The sequence below is a fragment of the Sphingomonas phoenicis genome (assembly GCF_047238005.1).
Taxonomy (GTDB): Bacteria; Pseudomonadota; Alphaproteobacteria; order Sphingomonadales; family Sphingomonadaceae; genus Sphingomonas.
In genome coordinates this window covers 449902-464785 of record NZ_JBDFMC010000002.1, presented here as the reverse complement: position 1 = coordinate 464785, position 14884 = coordinate 449902, and the positions used below count along the sequence as shown (strand labels likewise).

General features: G+C 65.2%; 16 protein-coding genes. 10 read left to right on the top strand and 6 right to left on the bottom strand.

Annotation, left to right across the window (positions count from 1 at the left end):
• Positions 1 to 306: 306 nt before the first annotated feature.
• Genes ABC319_RS03120 through ABC319_RS03110 form a run of 3 tightly spaced genes read right to left on the bottom strand, consistent with a single transcriptional unit; the run spans position 307 to position 2589 of the window.
• A complete protein-coding gene (locus ABC319_RS03120; protein ID WP_413068834.1) occupies positions 307 to 1458 on the bottom strand; it encodes a TDT family transporter in 1152 nt (383 codons plus the stop codon).
• The gene (locus ABC319_RS03115) at positions 1455 to 2327 is read right to left on the bottom strand and encodes a LysR family transcriptional regulator (protein WP_413068833.1); all 873 of its coding nucleotides are present in this window, start codon (positions 2325 to 2327) and stop codon (positions 1455 to 1457) included. Before ABC319_RS03115 ends, ABC319_RS03120 begins: the two co-directional genes overlap by 4 nt.
• Positions 2308 to 2589: a hypothetical protein gene (locus ABC319_RS03110; protein WP_413068832.1), complete on the bottom strand. Its 282-nt coding sequence runs from the start codon at positions 2587 to 2589 to the stop codon at positions 2308 to 2310. Before ABC319_RS03110 ends, ABC319_RS03115 begins: the two co-directional genes overlap by 20 nt.
• Between ABC319_RS03110 and copM the strand changes: the two genes are divergently transcribed.
• The 4 genes from copM (at position 2588) to ABC319_RS03090 (ending at position 5977) form a co-directional block, all read left to right on the top strand.
• The gene (gene copM / locus ABC319_RS03105; protein WP_459565469.1) at positions 2588 to 2881 is read left to right on the top strand and encodes a CopM family metallochaperone; all 294 of its coding nucleotides are present in this window, start codon (positions 2588 to 2590) and stop codon (positions 2879 to 2881) included. The two genes, ABC319_RS03110 and copM, sit on opposite strands and share 2 nt — an antisense overlap.
• On the top strand, positions 2878 to 4296 hold the full coding sequence (locus tag ABC319_RS03100; protein ID WP_413068830.1) for a YncE family protein: 1419 nt from the start codon (positions 2878 to 2880) through the stop codon (positions 4294 to 4296). The genes copM and ABC319_RS03100 overlap by 4 nt, the downstream gene beginning before the upstream one ends.
• 65 nt (positions 4297 to 4361) lie before the next feature.
• Positions 4362 to 5447 carry a sulfite oxidase gene (locus tag ABC319_RS03095; protein WP_413068829.1) on the top strand — a complete coding sequence of 362 codons (1086 nt, stop codon included), beginning with the start codon at positions 4362 to 4364 and terminating at the stop codon, positions 5445 to 5447.
• The gene (locus ABC319_RS03090) at positions 5444 to 5977 is read left to right on the top strand and encodes a YidH family protein (protein WP_413068828.1); all 534 of its coding nucleotides are present in this window, start codon (positions 5444 to 5446) and stop codon (positions 5975 to 5977) included. Before ABC319_RS03095 ends, ABC319_RS03090 begins: the two co-directional genes overlap by 4 nt.
• A 114-nt stretch (positions 5978 to 6091) precedes the next feature.
• Here the strand turns inward: ABC319_RS03090 and ABC319_RS03085 are convergent, their stop codons facing one another.
• The 3 genes from ABC319_RS03085 to ABC319_RS03075 form a co-directional block, all read right to left on the bottom strand.
• A complete protein-coding gene (locus ABC319_RS03085) occupies positions 6092 to 7189 on the bottom strand; it encodes a catalase family protein (protein ID WP_413068827.1) in 1098 nt (365 codons plus the stop codon).
• 101 nt (positions 7190 to 7290) lie between these two features.
• Positions 7291 to 7866, bottom strand: a complete 576-nt coding sequence (locus tag ABC319_RS03080; RefSeq protein WP_413068826.1) for a DUF4142 domain-containing protein — start codon at positions 7864 to 7866, stop codon at positions 7291 to 7293.
• Positions 7867 to 7953: 87 nt separating this feature from the next.
• Positions 7954 to 8952, bottom strand: a complete 999-nt coding sequence (locus ABC319_RS03075; protein WP_413068825.1) for a helix-turn-helix domain-containing protein — start codon at positions 8950 to 8952, stop codon at positions 7954 to 7956.
• Positions 8953 to 9269: 317 nt separating this feature from the next.
• On the opposite strand from ABC319_RS03075, the gene ABC319_RS03070 reads away from it, so the two are divergent.
• The 6 genes from ABC319_RS03070 (at position 9270) to ABC319_RS03045 (ending at position 14800) form a co-directional block, all read left to right on the top strand.
• On the top strand, positions 9270 to 10070 hold the full coding sequence (locus ABC319_RS03070; protein WP_413068824.1) for an alpha/beta fold hydrolase: 801 nt from the start codon (positions 9270 to 9272) through the stop codon (positions 10068 to 10070).
• A 247-nt stretch (positions 10071 to 10317) separates the two neighbouring features.
• Positions 10318 to 10821, top strand: a complete 504-nt coding sequence (locus tag ABC319_RS03065) for a DUF1440 domain-containing protein (RefSeq protein ID WP_413068823.1) — start codon at positions 10318 to 10320, stop codon at positions 10819 to 10821.
• 24 nt (positions 10822 to 10845) lie between these two features.
• The gene (locus ABC319_RS03060; protein ID WP_413068822.1) at positions 10846 to 11415 is read left to right on the top strand and encodes a type 1 glutamine amidotransferase domain-containing protein; all 570 of its coding nucleotides are present in this window, start codon (positions 10846 to 10848) and stop codon (positions 11413 to 11415) included.
• A 1-nt stretch (position 11416) separates the two neighbouring features.
• Complete coding sequence (budC, locus tag ABC319_RS03055; RefSeq protein WP_413068821.1) at positions 11417 to 12178, top strand: meso-2,3-butanediol dehydrogenase; 762 nt, start codon at positions 11417 to 11419, stop codon at positions 12176 to 12178.
• Positions 12179 to 12190: 12 nt separating this feature from the next.
• A complete protein-coding gene (gene msrB / locus ABC319_RS03050) occupies positions 12191 to 12604 on the top strand; it encodes a peptide-methionine (R)-S-oxide reductase MsrB (protein ID WP_413068820.1) in 414 nt (137 codons plus the stop codon).
• Between the two features lie 111 nt (positions 12605 to 12715).
• Positions 12716 to 14800, top strand: coding sequence for a hybrid sensor histidine kinase/response regulator (locus tag ABC319_RS03045; protein ID WP_413068819.1), 2085 nt, complete (start codon positions 12716 to 12718; stop codon positions 14798 to 14800).
• The last annotated feature ends 84 nt before the right edge of the window (positions 14801 to 14884 follow it).

Sequence of the window (14884 nt, the reverse complement as noted above, 5' to 3'; positions counted from 1 at the left end):
CGCCCTCAAAACAGGACCCGCCGCCAACGGCGCATAACGCTATCTCCGGCCTGTGTGAGCGTGTGCCAGGTAGTCCGAACCAGAGCAGATTTCGTAGAGTGCTGATGAGATCACCAAAGGCGCAGCGCGAAGTTTCGCCGCGCCTACTGATGCACGGCGCAAAGCAAGGAATGGGCCGGCAGGGATCGGGCTGCATACGGTCACATGCGGCCTCTTTCAGGTTCCCTGACTTCTGCCATTCATTCACGTTGGTCCCGCACGCGCTTGCGGGTCTATCGGACGCGCCGGTTCGATCCGGCAGGACGATCAGTTCGGCGTGGCGATGCAGGGCGACACGAACAGGTTGCCGCGCCAGCCGCCTGCGACCGTTTTGGCGCCCACCAGCAGCCACATCGCTGCGAGGGCCACTGTGAGGACGGTGCCGACGATCCCGAAAAAGCCGAGCTGGAGCGTCGTACCGAGCTTGAAGGTGGCGACCGTGTAGACGCCGAGCGGGAAGGTGTAGCCCCACCAGCCGAGGTTGAACGAGATGCCTGCCCGCCAGTAGCGGATGGTGATAAGCGCCGCGAGCGCCAGCCACCACAGGCCGAAACCCCACAGCAACAGCCCGGCGATCGTGCCGATCCCCTGCGCCACCGCGCCGATCTGGCCAAGGCCGTTGGCGGCGAGGATCGCGGGCGCATCGGCACCCAGCACCAGCATCCCGAGTGCACCGGTGCCGATCGGGCCGAGCGCGAGCCAGCTCGACGCGGCCATGCTCTCGTGCGGCAGCTTGTGCAGTGCCATCCGCAGGATCAGGATCGCGAGGATGCCGAACGCGACCGGCACCGAATAGGCCCAGAGGACATACGACGTTGCGAGCACGATAAACTGGTGATGCGCGTCCGCCAGTTGCGGGGCGAGCAGGCCTCCGCTTGCGCCTGCCACTTCGGCCGCGACCACCGGCAGCAGCCAGACCGCGGTCATGCCGTCGAGCGAATGTTCGTGCCGCGTGAACATGAGGTACGGGATCGCCACACCGCAGGCGAGCGACATCGCGACGTCGATCCACCACAATATCTCAGCGATCGGGATCACGCCCGTGCCGAACCGCGGCAGACCGAACGCGAGACACCCGTTGATGATCGTCGCCAGCCCCATCGGGATCGTCCCGATGAACATCGACACGGTGTTGTGCCCGAAGATCCGCCGGGCCTCGTGCGCGAACATCGTCCAGCGCGCGGTGTAGAGCCCGGCGAACAGCGTGAAGAGCGCGATATTGAAATACCACAGCGCCTCGCCGACCGGGTGCAGCGATGCGCCGACGCCCGGCACCTGCGGCAAGGCGAGCGCAAGGATGCCGGTGCCCATGGTCGCGGCGAACCAGTTGGGGGTGAATTGGCGGATCATCTCGCGCGGAGAGTCGAGCCGGCTTAGCGGCTTCAGGCCATTGAGGACGGGTTTCAGATCGGCGATCACTTGCCAGTCTCCCTGATGAGATCTGTCAGCGCGTCGGCCGCGCGGGTGCGATACCGCTCCTTGTGCCGCAGCGCGTAGAACGGACGCCGCGGCAGGCCGAGCGGCAGATCGTGCAACGTTCCGGCTGCGATCGCAGGCGCGACGACATGCTGCGACAGCACCGCGACGCCTGCGCCAGCTTCGACCGCGCTACGGACTGCTTCGTTCGACGGCAGGGTTAGCGCGGTGGTGAGGTCCGAAGGATCGATGCCGCGCTGGCGCAGCACCTCTTCGAATGACGAGCGCGTGCCCGATCCCTGCTCGCGGACGATCCAGCGCGCGGCGCGGATCCAGTCCTCGTCGATCGTATCGGCAGCGCGGTCGCTCACCATCACCATCCGGTCGTTCGCGACCATCCAATGCGCGAGCGCAGGCTCGTCGATGACGCCTTCGACGAAGCCGAGCTCGACGGCACCATCGAGCACGCGCGCCGCGGCCCCTTCCGTGTTGTCGATCGCCAGTTGGATCGTGATGCCTGGGTAACGCGCATGGAACGCCGCCAACTGACGCGGCAGCCAATAGCCTGCGATCGTCTGGCTCGCGACCAGCCGCAGCGTGCCACGCTCCAGCCCGGCATATTCGGCCAGTGCAAGTTCCGCGCTGGCGGCACGGCCAAGCACCGCCCGCGCGTCGACCAGAAACATGCGGCCCGCTTCGGACAGTTCGATCCCGCGGCCGACCCGGTGGAACAACGGCACCCCGTGCCGGGCTTCCAGCGCCGCGATCGCAGCGCTCGCCGCCGATTGCGTCACATTGAGCGCTTCGGCAGCGCGCGTCATGTGCTCTCGCTCTGCGACGCCGACGAAAATCCTAAGTTGTTCGAGGGTCATGCCCGCTCTCCTTGAGCACCGAGATACGCACTGCCGATCGATCGAACCAACGCATTGTTTCGGTGATTTCAATATGAAATTGCGATTGATCCACCGCGCCGATGCGAATGATCATAACCATGCGTTGGACAGTTTGGCGTCGGTCGATCAGGTCGAGCGCATTGGAGACATCGATGAGACCTGGAATTGCCGCGCTCGGGATCGCCGCATTGTCGGTATCGACGGTGACGCTGGCCCGAACGGACGGCTTTGCGTCCGCCATGGACGCCGCGATGACGCGGATGCACGGCGCGATGATGACCGGCTATTCGGGCGATCCCGACCGCGACTTCGCAAGGATGATGATCCCGCACCATCAGGGCGCGATCGACATGGCCGGGATCGAACTGCGCTATGGCAAGGACGAACGCCTGCGCCGTCTCGCGCAAGGGATCATCGTCGAACAACGCCAGGAAATCGCGGTGATGCAGGGCATCCTATCCGATGGCGGCACGTTGCCACCAAGAATCGAACCGACCGCGACCGGTCACCCCCATCACGGAGACCGTCCATGAAGCGTTTCACCCTGACTGCTTGGGCTGCCTTGTGTTTTTCAGGCACCGCGTTCGCCCAGCAGGTTCCGAACGCGACCCCTGACATACCCGTCAGCGCGCAGGACCGGTTCTATACCTCGGACCAGTTCTCCAACACCGTATCGGTGATCGATCCGTCGACCAACACGCTGCTCGGCGTCATCAAGCTCGGCGACCCGACCCCCGCCAATCTCAGCCCGCTCTACAAGGGGCAGCTGCTCGTCCACGGCATGGGCTTCTCGCCCGACCGTAAGACGCTGGCGGTCATCTCGATCGGTTCGAACTCGGTGACGTTCATCGACACCGCGACCAACGCCGTGAAGCACACGACCTATGTCGGGCGCTCGCCGCACGAGGCGTTCTTCCGCCCCGATGGTCGCGAAGTTTGGGTCGCGGTGCGCGGCGAGGATTATATCCAGGTGCTCGACGGCATGACATTTGCGCCGACCACACGCATCCCCGTTCCCAACGGGCCCGGCATGACGATCTTTTCGCCGAGCGGGAAATACGGTTACGTCTGTTCGAGTTTCTCGCCCGAGACGGTCGTCATCGACACCGCTACCAAAAAGATCGTCGGCCGTGTGAAGCAGGATAGCCCGTTCTGCCCCGACATCGCGGCGACGCCCGACGGCAAGCAGGTCTGGCTAACGCTCAAGGACGTCGGCAAGGTGATGGTGTTCGACGCCAGGCCGCCGTTCGCGGTGCTCAACACATTCAACACCGGCGCGATCACCAACCACGTCAACATCGCTCGCGCCAAGGCGGGCCAGTTCGCCTATGTGACGGTTGGGACCGAGAATGTCGTCAAGGTGTTCCGCACCACCGACTTCGCGCAGGTCGCCACTATCCCGGTCGGCGCGCTGCCGCATGGACTGTGGCCGTCGGGCGACGGGTCGCGGATGTATGTCGGTCTGGAAAACGCCGACGCGGTCGCGGCGATCGACACGGCCACCAACACCGTCATCGCGACGATCCCGATCGGCCAGGGGCCGCAGGGCGTCGCCTATGTTCCCGGCGCAGTGCCGAGCGGTGACGGCAAGGCAAACCTGGTGCCGCTCGCGCAGGCCGGCATGAAGGTCCAGCTGACGCTTGGCGGGACCGGTCAAAGCCAGGTGACGCTGTTCGACCAGGGCCAGGTGCAGATCCTGCAAGCCGCTGTCGCCGGGCTGATCCCCAAGATGCCCTATGTCCTTGGGTTGTCGAACCGTGCCGATGGCGGCGGCCCGATCCAGCCGTTGGCCAAGTTCATGACCAATCCCGCGGGCAGCGCGATCGTCAATGCGATCGGCCCGCTGCGCCAGGTGGTCAGCGAGGCCAAGGGGGACATGCGTCGCTACCTCGTCGTCGCACCGGGCGATCCGACGACGATCGGTGCGGCGGTGCAGGTCCAGAGATAGCTGCACCGCACTGCCAGCCGTATCCTTCACGGCATCGGTGCGTTGGGCGGGAAACGGAGTAGATCATGACCGAAGTCGCCCGCGCCGAACAGAACCTCATCGTGCGGTGTCCCGATCCGCTGAACGCCGAGGCGCGGCCAGACAGTCTGATCGCCTCGTTCCTGACGCCACAGGCGGACTTCTACATACGCAGCCACGGGCCGATACCGGACCTGCCGGTGGATCATCGGATCGCGATCGACGGTCTGGTGGATCGCCCCGGATCGTTCAGCGTGACGGAACTGCAAGCGGCGTTTCCCGTGCGGACCGTCGTAGCGACGATGCAGTGCGCGGGAAATCGACGCGCGCATCTTCAGGGCGTGGCGGAAACGTCGGGCGATCCGTGGGACGTCGGCGCCATCGGCAATGCAGAATGGACCGGCGTGTCGCTTGCCGACGTCCTTGCCGATGCAGGCATCGGCGCCGGTGCGGCATTCGTCGCGGCGACCGGTGCCGATAAGGTCGATGTCGACGGCGACATGGCGCCGTATGGCACATCGATCTCGCTCGCGAAGGCAAGCAGCCCGGACGTGCTGCTCGCCTGGGCCATGAACGGTGAGCCGCTCGCGCCCGAGCACGGCGCACCGCTACGGCTCGTCGTGCCAGGCTATGCCGGCGTGCGCAGTCCCAAATGGCTCACCCGGATCGAGGTTCGGGACCGTCCGTCCGATGCGCCGATTCAGGCCAAGGACTACAAGCTCTTCCCCGCCTACGTCGCCAAGGAAGACGCCGATTGGAATAACGGGCTGACAATCGAGGAGATGCCGCTGAACGCGGCGATCTGCTCGCCGGTCGATGGTGTCCGGCTCGATGCCGGTCGCTGCGTTATCCAGGGTTATGCGATCGCGTCCGGGCGCACAGTATCCCGGGTCGAGATCTCGGCGGATGGCGGGCTGGACTGGACCCAGGCTGTGATCGACCATCCGTCGGGGGCACCGTGGAGTTGGTCGCAATGGCAGGCCGTGGTCAATCTTGGGCCCGGGCGTCATGAGCTGGTCGTTCGCGCTGTCGACGGAGCCGGGCAGATGCAGCCCGAACATCCCGACCCAATTTGGAATTTCGCCGGCTATCTGTCGACGGCATGGCACCGTGTTACGGTAACGGTTGCATGACGACCGCCACGGATCACGCGTCGGCCAAGCTCGCTCATAGCGCAGAGACGATCAGGAACAGCGCAGTGGAACAGGTCGATAGCGCCGACCGTCGTACGCAACTGGCAGCGGATCGGACGGTATTGGCTGCCGAGCGAACGTACGCTGCGTGGATCAGAACAGGCCTTGCCGCGCTGGCCGCCGGCGTCGGCGCGCGGGCCCTGCTCAAGGACGTCGTGGTGCCGTGGCTTGGGGCTGCAGCCGGTACGCTCCTGATCCTGTTCAGCGCGTTTTGCTTTGTTGCAGCGGTGTGGCGGGAACTGGATTCCGGGGCGCCGCCGCCGCAGCCTGACATCAGACGTATATCGCCGTCGGTGCTCATTGGTATCAACGGTTTTCTGGTGATCGTATCGCTTGCCGCCCTTGTGGGGATATGGACAACGTCAGGTCATTTTTGCCCCAGACCCGGTCACTCAATCACCTGCGACCCGCTCCCAGCTTCGGACATTTGTTCACCAAGGCGATCGGCCATAGGTAGCTTGGATGATTGAGATCCAGTTGCCAGTGATCGGACGCAGGTTCGGACCACCTCGGATCACGTGCGCGATCTCCACCGCATATGGGTTTGAGGCGCTGGATCATGCTCCAGCGCCTCAGGTCTGCGCTCAATCAATCGTCATGCCCTGCGTCGGCAAGTCTCCAATCGCCCGAAGCTCGTGGACCGGGCAGCCGTTTCGTTCGCCCCTGAACTGCACCGATCGCTCGTAGGTCGGTTTGCGCGCCCGGTTGACGCCGCCGATCGGCTGATGGGCCGCTAGGCCGTGCCACGGGCTATAAGCGACGGCCTGCTCCTGATGCTCGCTGAGGCCACGCTCCCAGCCGAGTTGCGCCGGCACGGTGAGCCGCGCGACGGCCACGTACGGGCTCTCCTTCTCGTCCCAGACGACCGAGGTGTCCTCGACCGGCATCTTGTCGAGGTCGGTGCAGAGCTGGACGCGTAGTTCCCAGACGCTTTCCTGCTCGATCAGCACCTCTCCCATAACCTCGCGCAGCGCATCGGGGCGGCCGGAGGTATCGACCTTGCTGCCGGCAAGCTCGGTCAGGTTGGTCGAAATGGGCGCGACCGACAGCTTGGCGATGTATTCACCATGCCGCAACGGCACCTGACTGTAGTAGGTCTCGCCGAGCGGATGGGTGTTGGGCGCGCCGCCGAGCGTCTGGATCGTCGGACTCTGGATACCGACCGTCTCCAACGCCGCGTCGAGCGTCTGCATCGTCGCCGACAATCCTTTCTTCAGACCCTCGGCGACATCGGTGGTCTTGGCGAGCATCTTGAGGTTGGCGAGGAACGCCTTGGGCGTCGGCGACGCGAACGCCGGGCCGTTGACGAGGATGAAGTCCTGCGTGGTGTCACCCTCCGATCCAGGCAGCCGATCGCCGGGCACGTCGAACAACTTGATGGCCAGGCCGCGCGGCACACTGACGCTGTCGTCGAGGATGTCGCCGGGCAGCGTCGAGAAGCGCAGCAGGGCGTCGTAATTGCCGGGTGTTGAGAACAGCCCTTGCGCGAGTTCGGGCGCGACGCCGGAAATTATCTCCAGCTTGCCCTTCACCACCGCGTGACCCTTGGCGTGGACGCCGCGCACTGCCGTGCCATAGTCCTTGGCGGTCTTTTCCTGGATCAGGCGGATCTGCTCGCTCAATCCCAGGATCGTCTCGGCCTCATCCTCGGCGCGTACTTCGACGTCGGGGGCGAACGGCATGGGCGAATGTTTGATGTCGTCGGGCATGGTGGAACCTCGGATCGGAGAACGGAGCTGGTGATGGAAGGCCTCCTCTTGCGAGGAGGGGGCCGATCATCTCGTCAGGCGCGGAGTTCGCGCGCGATGCGCTGCGTGATCATCGTATGCTCCTTGAACGTCGCCAGCGTGAGCGTCGCGAGATGGCGTCCGTGCATTTCCATCATGTCGCTCGTGTCCGCCGGGCTTGCCAGATAGGCGGTGGCGAGATCGCGCAGGAACACGTGGTTCTCGTACTGGGCGTCGATGTACGCGCGGTCGAACGCCGCACCGGGCGCCGCCGAGCGGATCTTGTCCAGCGTCGCCTGCGCCTTGGCGTCCATCGGCGGCGGCGTGTTGCCGAGCTGCTTCAGCACGGTCGTGACGGCGACCGCCTCGGTCAGCTCGAAGCCGGCGAACTCGCGCGCGTCAGCCTTGCGCGCCCGGTCGACCGCGATCTGGCTGGTCGCCAGCGACAACATGGCGGGGCCGAACACGCCCATCTCGAATTGGGTGTGCGTCCGCGTGCCGGAGACGTCGGGCATCGGCATCGCGGCCGGGTCCATCCCCATGCGGCGCTGCCGCTGCGCCATTGCCATGGCGGGAACGGCGACGAAGGCGGCGGCGGCGCCGGTCAGAATGGTGCGGCGGTCGGTAATCATGGGAAGGTCCTCTCATGGTGACCAAAGGCACACATGCGCGAGGGTCTCTGGCAGGACGGCTCGCCGATCGACCCGTTCCCTTATCGCTCAACGATTGGACAGCCAGGCGGTCAGTCTGGACGATCGGTGACCTGCCGATGATGCATCGTCGTCGTCGGGCCCCATCGGCGACGGCAGGGGCGCCAGCCGGTACGCCGATGGCAACATGGCATAGGTCGCTTCGAACGCGCGGGAGAACGGCCGCGATCCGGCATAGCCTACGCTTTGCGCGATGGCCTTGATCGGCAGGTCGGTGGCCCTGAGCAGGCGCGCCGCCACCCGCAACCGCGCCTTTTGCACGAAGTCGATCGGGCCCTGGCCGAAGGTGCGCGAGAAATGATCGGAGAACGACGCTCGGCTCATGCCGGCGAGATCGGCAAGGCTGCCCACACTGTGATTTGCCCCGGGTTGCTCGATGATGGCGGCGATCGCGCGGGCAAGCCGGGGGTGATGGAGCGCATCGAGGACGCTGGACCCGTCCGCCTGCGACCAGTGCCGGCGCAGAAGCGTGATGAGCGCCTGCTTCATCAGCGCCTGACACATCGCCTGGGTCCCCAGCCCGGCGTTGGTGACCTCGTGGCGCATGGCATCGACGATCGCAGCCGGCACGCCGCTTGCCGTCAGGTCGTCGGCCACCGGCCAGCGCATCAGGTCGAACAGACCGAGCGCCGCCTGGTCGGGCGCGGACAGCGCGGCGCACAGCAGCAGTGTGTCGTCGGCGCCGTTGCCCGCGGTGAACTCGACAAGGCCGTCTCCGATCAGCTCGCACTTGTCGGCCGCAGCGCCGGTCGTGGCGGTTACATCAGCGTCCCCGACCCAGTGCGGCTGCAACGCCGGCACGACCAGGACACTCGATGGAGCAAATGGAACCGGCGCCCTCTCGCCAGCCTGGACATGTCCCGATCCGCGCAGCACGAAATGAACCGTGACCGCCTTGAACACCGGAAAGCTCATTCGCCAACCGGACTGGATCCGGCACACCGAAAAGGCATGCGGCGCCACCTCGAGGGCGGTCAGCAGACGATTGAGGGTCGGATCGATCGGCATGAACCCTCAAGACGCTTCAGCACACCGCAACGTTGCCGCGACAAAGGATGACCGGTTCGATCGAAGAGGCACATCTGCCGTAGTCGATGATTTCCACACGGCATCTAACTCGATTTATCAGGTCAAAGATATCTTGAGGGCAACGTCCAGGTCATCTCCAGCGCCTTCGAGAAGTGAACGCTTGTGATTGGACATTTCAAAGGGCCGATCTCGCCGCTGCGAAAACTTCTCCCTTGAGTCAGCAGTTTCGCGATGGCCGCTGGCCCCACGCACCGGCCTTGATCGTTGAGCTGTTTCAATAAGACAGGCGATCCGAGATGAACCATATCCAGCGCGGCACCGGTCGCAAGCTGTTACTGATCCACGGCTTGGGAGGTAGCTGGCAATCGTGGAGGACCGTTCTGGATGGGCTCAGCGTCAGTCGCACAGTAATCGCGGTCGACCTCCCCGGGCATGGCGCGACTCCGGCCGAGCACGATAGCGGGACCTTTGACGGCTTGGTCGGCAGCGTGCAGCGCTACCTTGCGAGCAACGAGCTGACGGGGATCGATGTCGTCGGCAGTTCGATGGGCGCGCGATTGGTGCTCGAACTCGCTCGGCGCGGTGTCGTCGGAAACGTCGTCGCGCTCGATCCGGGCGGGTTCTGGCGCGGCTGGGAGCGTGCCTTCTTCAAAATCACCATAGGCCTTTCGGGCCGCTTGTTGCGGGCGATCCGGCCCGGTCTGCCTATGCTCAGCCAGAATGCTGCGTCACGCACCGCACTGCTGGCCCAGCTGTCCGCGCATCCGTGGGCGCTCGATCCGGAGATTGTGGGAACTGAGCTGAAGGGTCTTAGCCTGACCCCAACGTTCGATGCGCTGGTCGATAGCCTTGCGTCAGGTCCCGAGCAGATCGGACCCGCGGCCGATAGCACCGGCCATATCGTGATCGGGTGGGGCAAGCATGACAGGCTCTGCCTGCCAAGGCAGGCGGCGCGGGCAATGGCGGCGTTTCCCTCCGCGCAACTGCACTGGTTTGAGTCAAGCGGCCACTTTCCCATGTGGGACATGCCCGCAGAAACCATCCGAATTATCCTTGCCGCTACACAAGCAACAACGAATGACGATGCCGCCAAATAATCGGCTCGCATGACTCATTCACAGTCGCTCGAGGCTCGCCCAGCGCTTCTCGGTCATGAGCAACGAGCTTAGACCGACAGGCGTGTTGGCGTAGACCGACCAATCGGCCAGGCCTCTGTCTCCTTCGAGCGGACCTAGCGCGCTGCTCCGATTAGTCTGCCCGCGTTGCTCGATCCGCCCAGGCCGCAACCGCCCGCGCCACCGGTCGTTCAGCGTCCTCACCGACGTACAGACCCGAAGGCACACCATGAGCGAAACCGACGAAAGCGTATCCGGCAAAGTTCTGCGCGGCATCGTCGCCGGCGTGGTCGCTGGCACTGTCGCGTCGTTCGCCATGGACCGGTTTCAGGCAGGTGTCGCGGCGCTCTCGTCCGCGCAGGACAACAAGGACGAACCGGCGACGGAGCAGGCGGCGGATGCCACGGCGAGATGGATTACCGGCGCGGAGGTGCCCAAGGCCGACAAGCCGCTGGCCGGGCAGGCGATCCACTATGCTCTCGGGATCGGCTTGGGCGTTGCCTACTCGGTGGCCGCGGAGTTCCGGCCCACAGTAACCGCCGGTTATGGAGCAGCGTTCGGCGTCGGCACCGCTACCGTGCTCGACGAGGGCGCCGTGCCTGCAGTCGGGCTCGGCGAGGCGCCATGGAACGCCGATCCGACGACGACACTGTATTCCTACGCATCGCACCTCGTGTTCGGCGGCGTCGCCGAACTCGTCCGCCGACAGGTCCGCTCGACCCTCGTCGGCTGAACCGGCTCAACAGAAGGACCCATCATGACCCTCGACGGCAAGAAGATCGCGATCCTGATCGCCCCCCGCGGCACCGAGGACCCGGAGTTCGCCCAGCCCAAGGCTGCGGTCGAACAGGCCGGCGCTTCGGTGACGGTCATCAGCCTCGACGCTGGCGAGGCGACAACCGTGAACCACGATCTCGACCCCGGCTCGACCTACCCGGTCGACAAGGCGATTAGCGATGTCTCGGCCTCGGAGTTCGACGGCCTGGTCATTCCCGGAGGGTGCGTGGGTGCGGACAAGCTGCGCGGCAGCAAGCAGGTCGTCGCCTTCGTCCACGACTTCTTCGTCCAAGAGAAGCCGGTCGGCGTGATCTGCCACGGCCCGTGGACGCTGGTGGAGGCGGACGTGGTGAAGGGGCGCACACTCACCTCGTTCCCGACGCTCAGGACCGACATCGAGAACGCCGGCGGCACATGGGTCGACGAAGAAGTGGTCGTCGACCAGGGGCTCGTCACCAGCCGCAATCCGGACGACCTGCCCGCCTTCTGCGCCAAGATCGTCGAGGAGTTCGGCGAAGGAAAGCACGCCGAGCAGGCAGTGAGCGCGTAGGATGGCCCGCTTCGACGACAAGGTCGTGATCGTGACCGGCGCCGCATCCGGCATCGGCGAGGGTGCTGCACGCCGTTTCGCTGCGGAAGGCGCGAAGCTGGTCTTGGGCGACAAGGATGCGGCCGGCCTGGAGAAGATCGGTGCCGACCTGGGCAAGCATACCGTTGCGCTCCTGACCGACATTTCCGACTTCGGCGCGTGCGAGGCGCTGGTGGCGCTCGCGATCGAGCGGTTCGGTCGTGTCGACGTGCTAATCAACGACGCGGGCATCGATCATCTCGGCAAGATCGACGAGGGCGCTCTCGCCGAGTTCGACAAGGTGATCGACACCGACCTGCGCGGCACCGTCTACATGAGCCGTGCCGCCATCGCGGCCCTGCGCGAGGCGAAGGGCTGCATCGTCAACGTGTCCTCGGTCTCGGGGATCGGTGGCGACTGGAACCATAGCTTCTACTGCACGGCCAAGGGCGGAGTCACGAACTTCACCCGCGCGCTGGCGATGGACGAGGCGGCAAACGGCGTGCGGGTCAACGCGGTCAATCCCTCGCTGACCTATACTGCGCTGACCGCCGACATGAAGAAGCAGCCGGAGCTGATCGCCAAGTTCGAGGAGCGCATCCCCATGGGCCGAGGCGCCGAGCCCGACGACATCGCCGGCGTGATCGCCTTCCTCGCCAGCGAGGATGCTCGCTTCGTGACTGGAGTGAACCTGCCGGTCGATGGCGGCCTGTCTGCATCGAACGGTCAGCCGCCGCTGAGCTGAGGAGAAGTGCCGATGACCGAGTACCGCAAGACCGACGAGGCCCTCGCCCGGCTGACCCCCGAGCAGTTCCATGTGACGCAGCGCAGCGGTACCGAACGACCGGGCACCGGCGAGTATCTCCACAACAAGGAGCCCGGCATCTACGTCGACATCGTCTCGGGCGAGCCGCTGTTCGCCTCCGCCGACAAGTACGAGTCGCACTGCGGCTGGCCGAGCTTCACCAAACCGATCGAGCCGGCCAACGTGGCCGAACTGACCGACGGTACGCTCGGAATGGTTCGCACCGAGGTGAGGTCCGCCGCCGGCGACAGCCACCTGGGGCACGTCTTCGACGACGGACCGCAGGATCGCGGCGGGCTGCGCTACTGCATCAATTCGGTAGCGCTTCGCTTCGTGCCCAAGGGCCGGATGGAGGCGGAAGGCTAGGGCACCTATCTTGACCAGGTCGAGAACGTCGGCGCTTCCGGCTGATCCAGCGTCGCGGCCGACCATGCAATTTCTATGGAGAGTCGGCCATTCCGATTATATCGGGCCAGCATGATTTCCGACGTCTATCGCGATCCGTCTTCCCTGCCCGAGCACCTGCGCTTCCTTGCCGGGGGTGGCGAAGCAACCCGCCTGATCGTCGAGCGCGACTGGTCCGGCCATCCGCTCGGGAGCCCCGAGACGTGGCCGGACATCCTCAAGTCGACCCTGAGCACGGTCCTCAACTCGCCCGAATCGATGATCCTCGCCTGGGGCGCGGATGAGCTGACGTTCTTCTTCAACGAGACCTATTTTCCGTTGCTGGGACCAAGGCTCTCCTGGGCGATGGGAGCGCCGTTCGACCGGGTATGGGCCGATGCCTGGGTGCAGGCCAAGCCGATCATCGACGATGCCTTCGCCGGGCGCAGCCAGCGGTTCGTCGATCTGCCGTGGAAGCTCGACACCGATCGCGGGCAGGCGGACACCTGGTTCTCCTTTTCCTATTCGCGCATCCTCGATCCTCGCGGCGAGGTGGCCGGTCTGTTCTTCTTCACCAACGAGACCACGGCGCGCGTGCTCGCCGACGCCGCGCTGGCGGAGAGCCAGAAGGAGCTGCACGCGCTCAACAAGGTGCTCGAACAACGAGTAGAGGCTCGGACCGCCGAGCGCGACCGGGTGTGGCAGCTGACCAACGACCTGATGGCGACTGCGCGGCTCGACGGCTACCTCCTCCAGGTCAACCCCGCATGGGAGCGGCTGCTCGGATGGACCCAGGAGGAGTTGCTGACGCGGCCCTTCATCGAGATCGTGCAGGAGGCCGATCACGCCGAGACCGCGGACGTTGTCGGCCGCCTTGCCGCCGGCGAGGTCGTCACCGGTTTCGTCGATCACGTACTGGCGAGCGACGGTAGCGCCCGAACGATCATGTGGACCGCCGTTCCAGAGGGCAGCTCCGACCTGTTCTACATCATCGGCCGCGACCTGACCGAGCAGCACAATGTCGAGGAAGCGCTTCGGCAGGCGCAGAAGATGCAGGCCGTAGGGCAACTCACGGGCGGGCTCGCGCACGACTTCAACAATCTGCTGACCGGCATGATGGGCAATTTGGAGCTTCTGCAGATTCGACTTGCGGGCGGGCGGCTGGACGATCTCGACCGCTTCGTGCTCGCCGCGCAGGGCGCGGGCCGGCGCGCGGCCGCTCTGACGCAGCGGCTGCTCGCCTTCTCCCGCCGCCAGACGCTCGATCCGCGGCCGGCGGACGTGAACCGGCTCATCGCGGGGATGGAGGACCTCATCCGTCGCACGATCGGTCCAGCGAACGAATTCGAAGTCGTCGGCGCCGCCGGACTCTGGCCCGCCAACATCGACGCGGGACAGCTCGAAAACGCGATCCTGAACCTGTGCATTAACGCGCGCGATGCGATGCCCGACGGAGGGCGCATCACGATCGAGACGGCCAACAAGTGGCTCGACGAGCGAACTGCACGCCAGCGCGATCTGGAGCCCGGACAATATCTGTCGGTGTGCGTCACCGACACCGGGACGGGCATGGACGCACAGACCGCGCAGCGCGCGTTCGAACCATTCTTCACCACCAAGCCGCTCGGACAGGGGACGGGCCTGGGCCTATCGATGATCTACGGCTTTGCGCGCCAGTCGGGCGGACAGGTGCGGATTTATTCCGAACTCGGCATGGGCACGACCATCTGCATTTATCTGCCAAGGCATTTGGGCGATGCTTTGGACGAGCCCTTGGACAAGCGCCTGCCATCTCTTGCAAGCACCGGCGGTGGCACGGTTCTGGTTGTCGATGATGAGGCGACGATCCGACACCTCATCGACGAAATCCTCGATGATGCCGGCTATACCGTCATCAACGCGGCCGATGGTGTCGCAGGAATCAAGGTCCTGCAGTCCGGCGCCCGCATCGACTTGCTGATCACGGATGTCGGCTTGCCAGGGGGCATGAACGGTCGGCAGGTCGCTGATGCTGCGCGGCATCTTCGTCCCGGTTTGAAGGTGCTCTTCATCACCGGCTATGCGGAAAATGCCGCGGTCGGCAACGGCCACCTCGAACCAGGTATGGAGCTTCTAACCAAGCCGTTCTCGCTCGAGGCGCTCACCAACAAAGTAAGCGACATGATGGAGAAGGGCTGATCCGGCCATTTGGGACGTTGGTGCTCGTCGCATCTCCCTGCTAAGCATCGGCGATCGCTGACAGCCGGGGGGCGGCGGCGATCC

Excerpts from the sequence above, each read along its gene's own strand:
- ABC319_RS03085 (WP_413068827.1), bottom strand. The coding sequence starts at position 7,189 with ATGCCGTTCGCCCCCGACGTCGAAGTACGCGCCGAGGATGAGGCCGAG.
- ABC319_RS03095 (WP_413068829.1), top strand. The coding sequence starts at position 4,362 with ATGACCGAAGTCGCCCGCGCCGAACAGAACCTCATCGTGCGGTGTCCC.
- ABC319_RS03070 (WP_413068824.1), top strand. The coding sequence starts at position 9,270 with ATGAACCATATCCAGCGCGGCACCGGTCGCAAGCTGTTACTGATCCAC.
- ABC319_RS03115 (WP_413068833.1), bottom strand. The coding sequence starts at position 2,327 with ATGACCCTCGAACAACTTAGGATTTTCGTCGGCGTCGCAGAGCGAGAG.
- ABC319_RS03080 (WP_413068826.1), bottom strand. The coding sequence starts at position 7,866 with ATGATTACCGACCGCCGCACCATTCTGACCGGCGCCGCCGCCGCCTTC.
- ABC319_RS03075 (WP_413068825.1), bottom strand. The coding sequence starts at position 8,952 with ATGCCGATCGATCCGACCCTCAATCGTCTGCTGACCGCCCTCGAGGTG.
- ABC319_RS03090 (WP_413068828.1), top strand. The coding sequence starts at position 5,444 with ATGACGACCGCCACGGATCACGCGTCGGCCAAGCTCGCTCATAGCGCA.
- ABC319_RS03045 (WP_413068819.1), top strand. The coding sequence starts at position 12,716 with ATGATTTCCGACGTCTATCGCGATCCGTCTTCCCTGCCCGAGCACCTG.
- budC (WP_413068821.1), top strand. The coding sequence starts at position 11,417 with ATGGCCCGCTTCGACGACAAGGTCGTGATCGTGACCGGCGCCGCATCC.
- ABC319_RS03060 (WP_413068822.1), top strand. The coding sequence starts at position 10,846 with ATGACCCTCGACGGCAAGAAGATCGCGATCCTGATCGCCCCCCGCGGC.
- copM (WP_459565469.1), top strand. The coding sequence starts at position 2,588 with ATGGACGCCGCGATGACGCGGATGCACGGCGCGATGATGACCGGCTAT.
- ABC319_RS03100 (WP_413068830.1), top strand. The coding sequence starts at position 2,878 with ATGAAGCGTTTCACCCTGACTGCTTGGGCTGCCTTGTGTTTTTCAGGC.
- msrB (WP_413068820.1), top strand. The coding sequence starts at position 12,191 with ATGACCGAGTACCGCAAGACCGACGAGGCCCTCGCCCGGCTGACCCCC.
- ABC319_RS03110 (WP_413068832.1), bottom strand. The coding sequence starts at position 2,589 with ATGGCGGACGCAAAGCCGTCCGTTCGGGCCAGCGTCACCGTCGATACC.
- ABC319_RS03065 (WP_413068823.1), top strand. The coding sequence starts at position 10,318 with ATGAGCGAAACCGACGAAAGCGTATCCGGCAAAGTTCTGCGCGGCATC.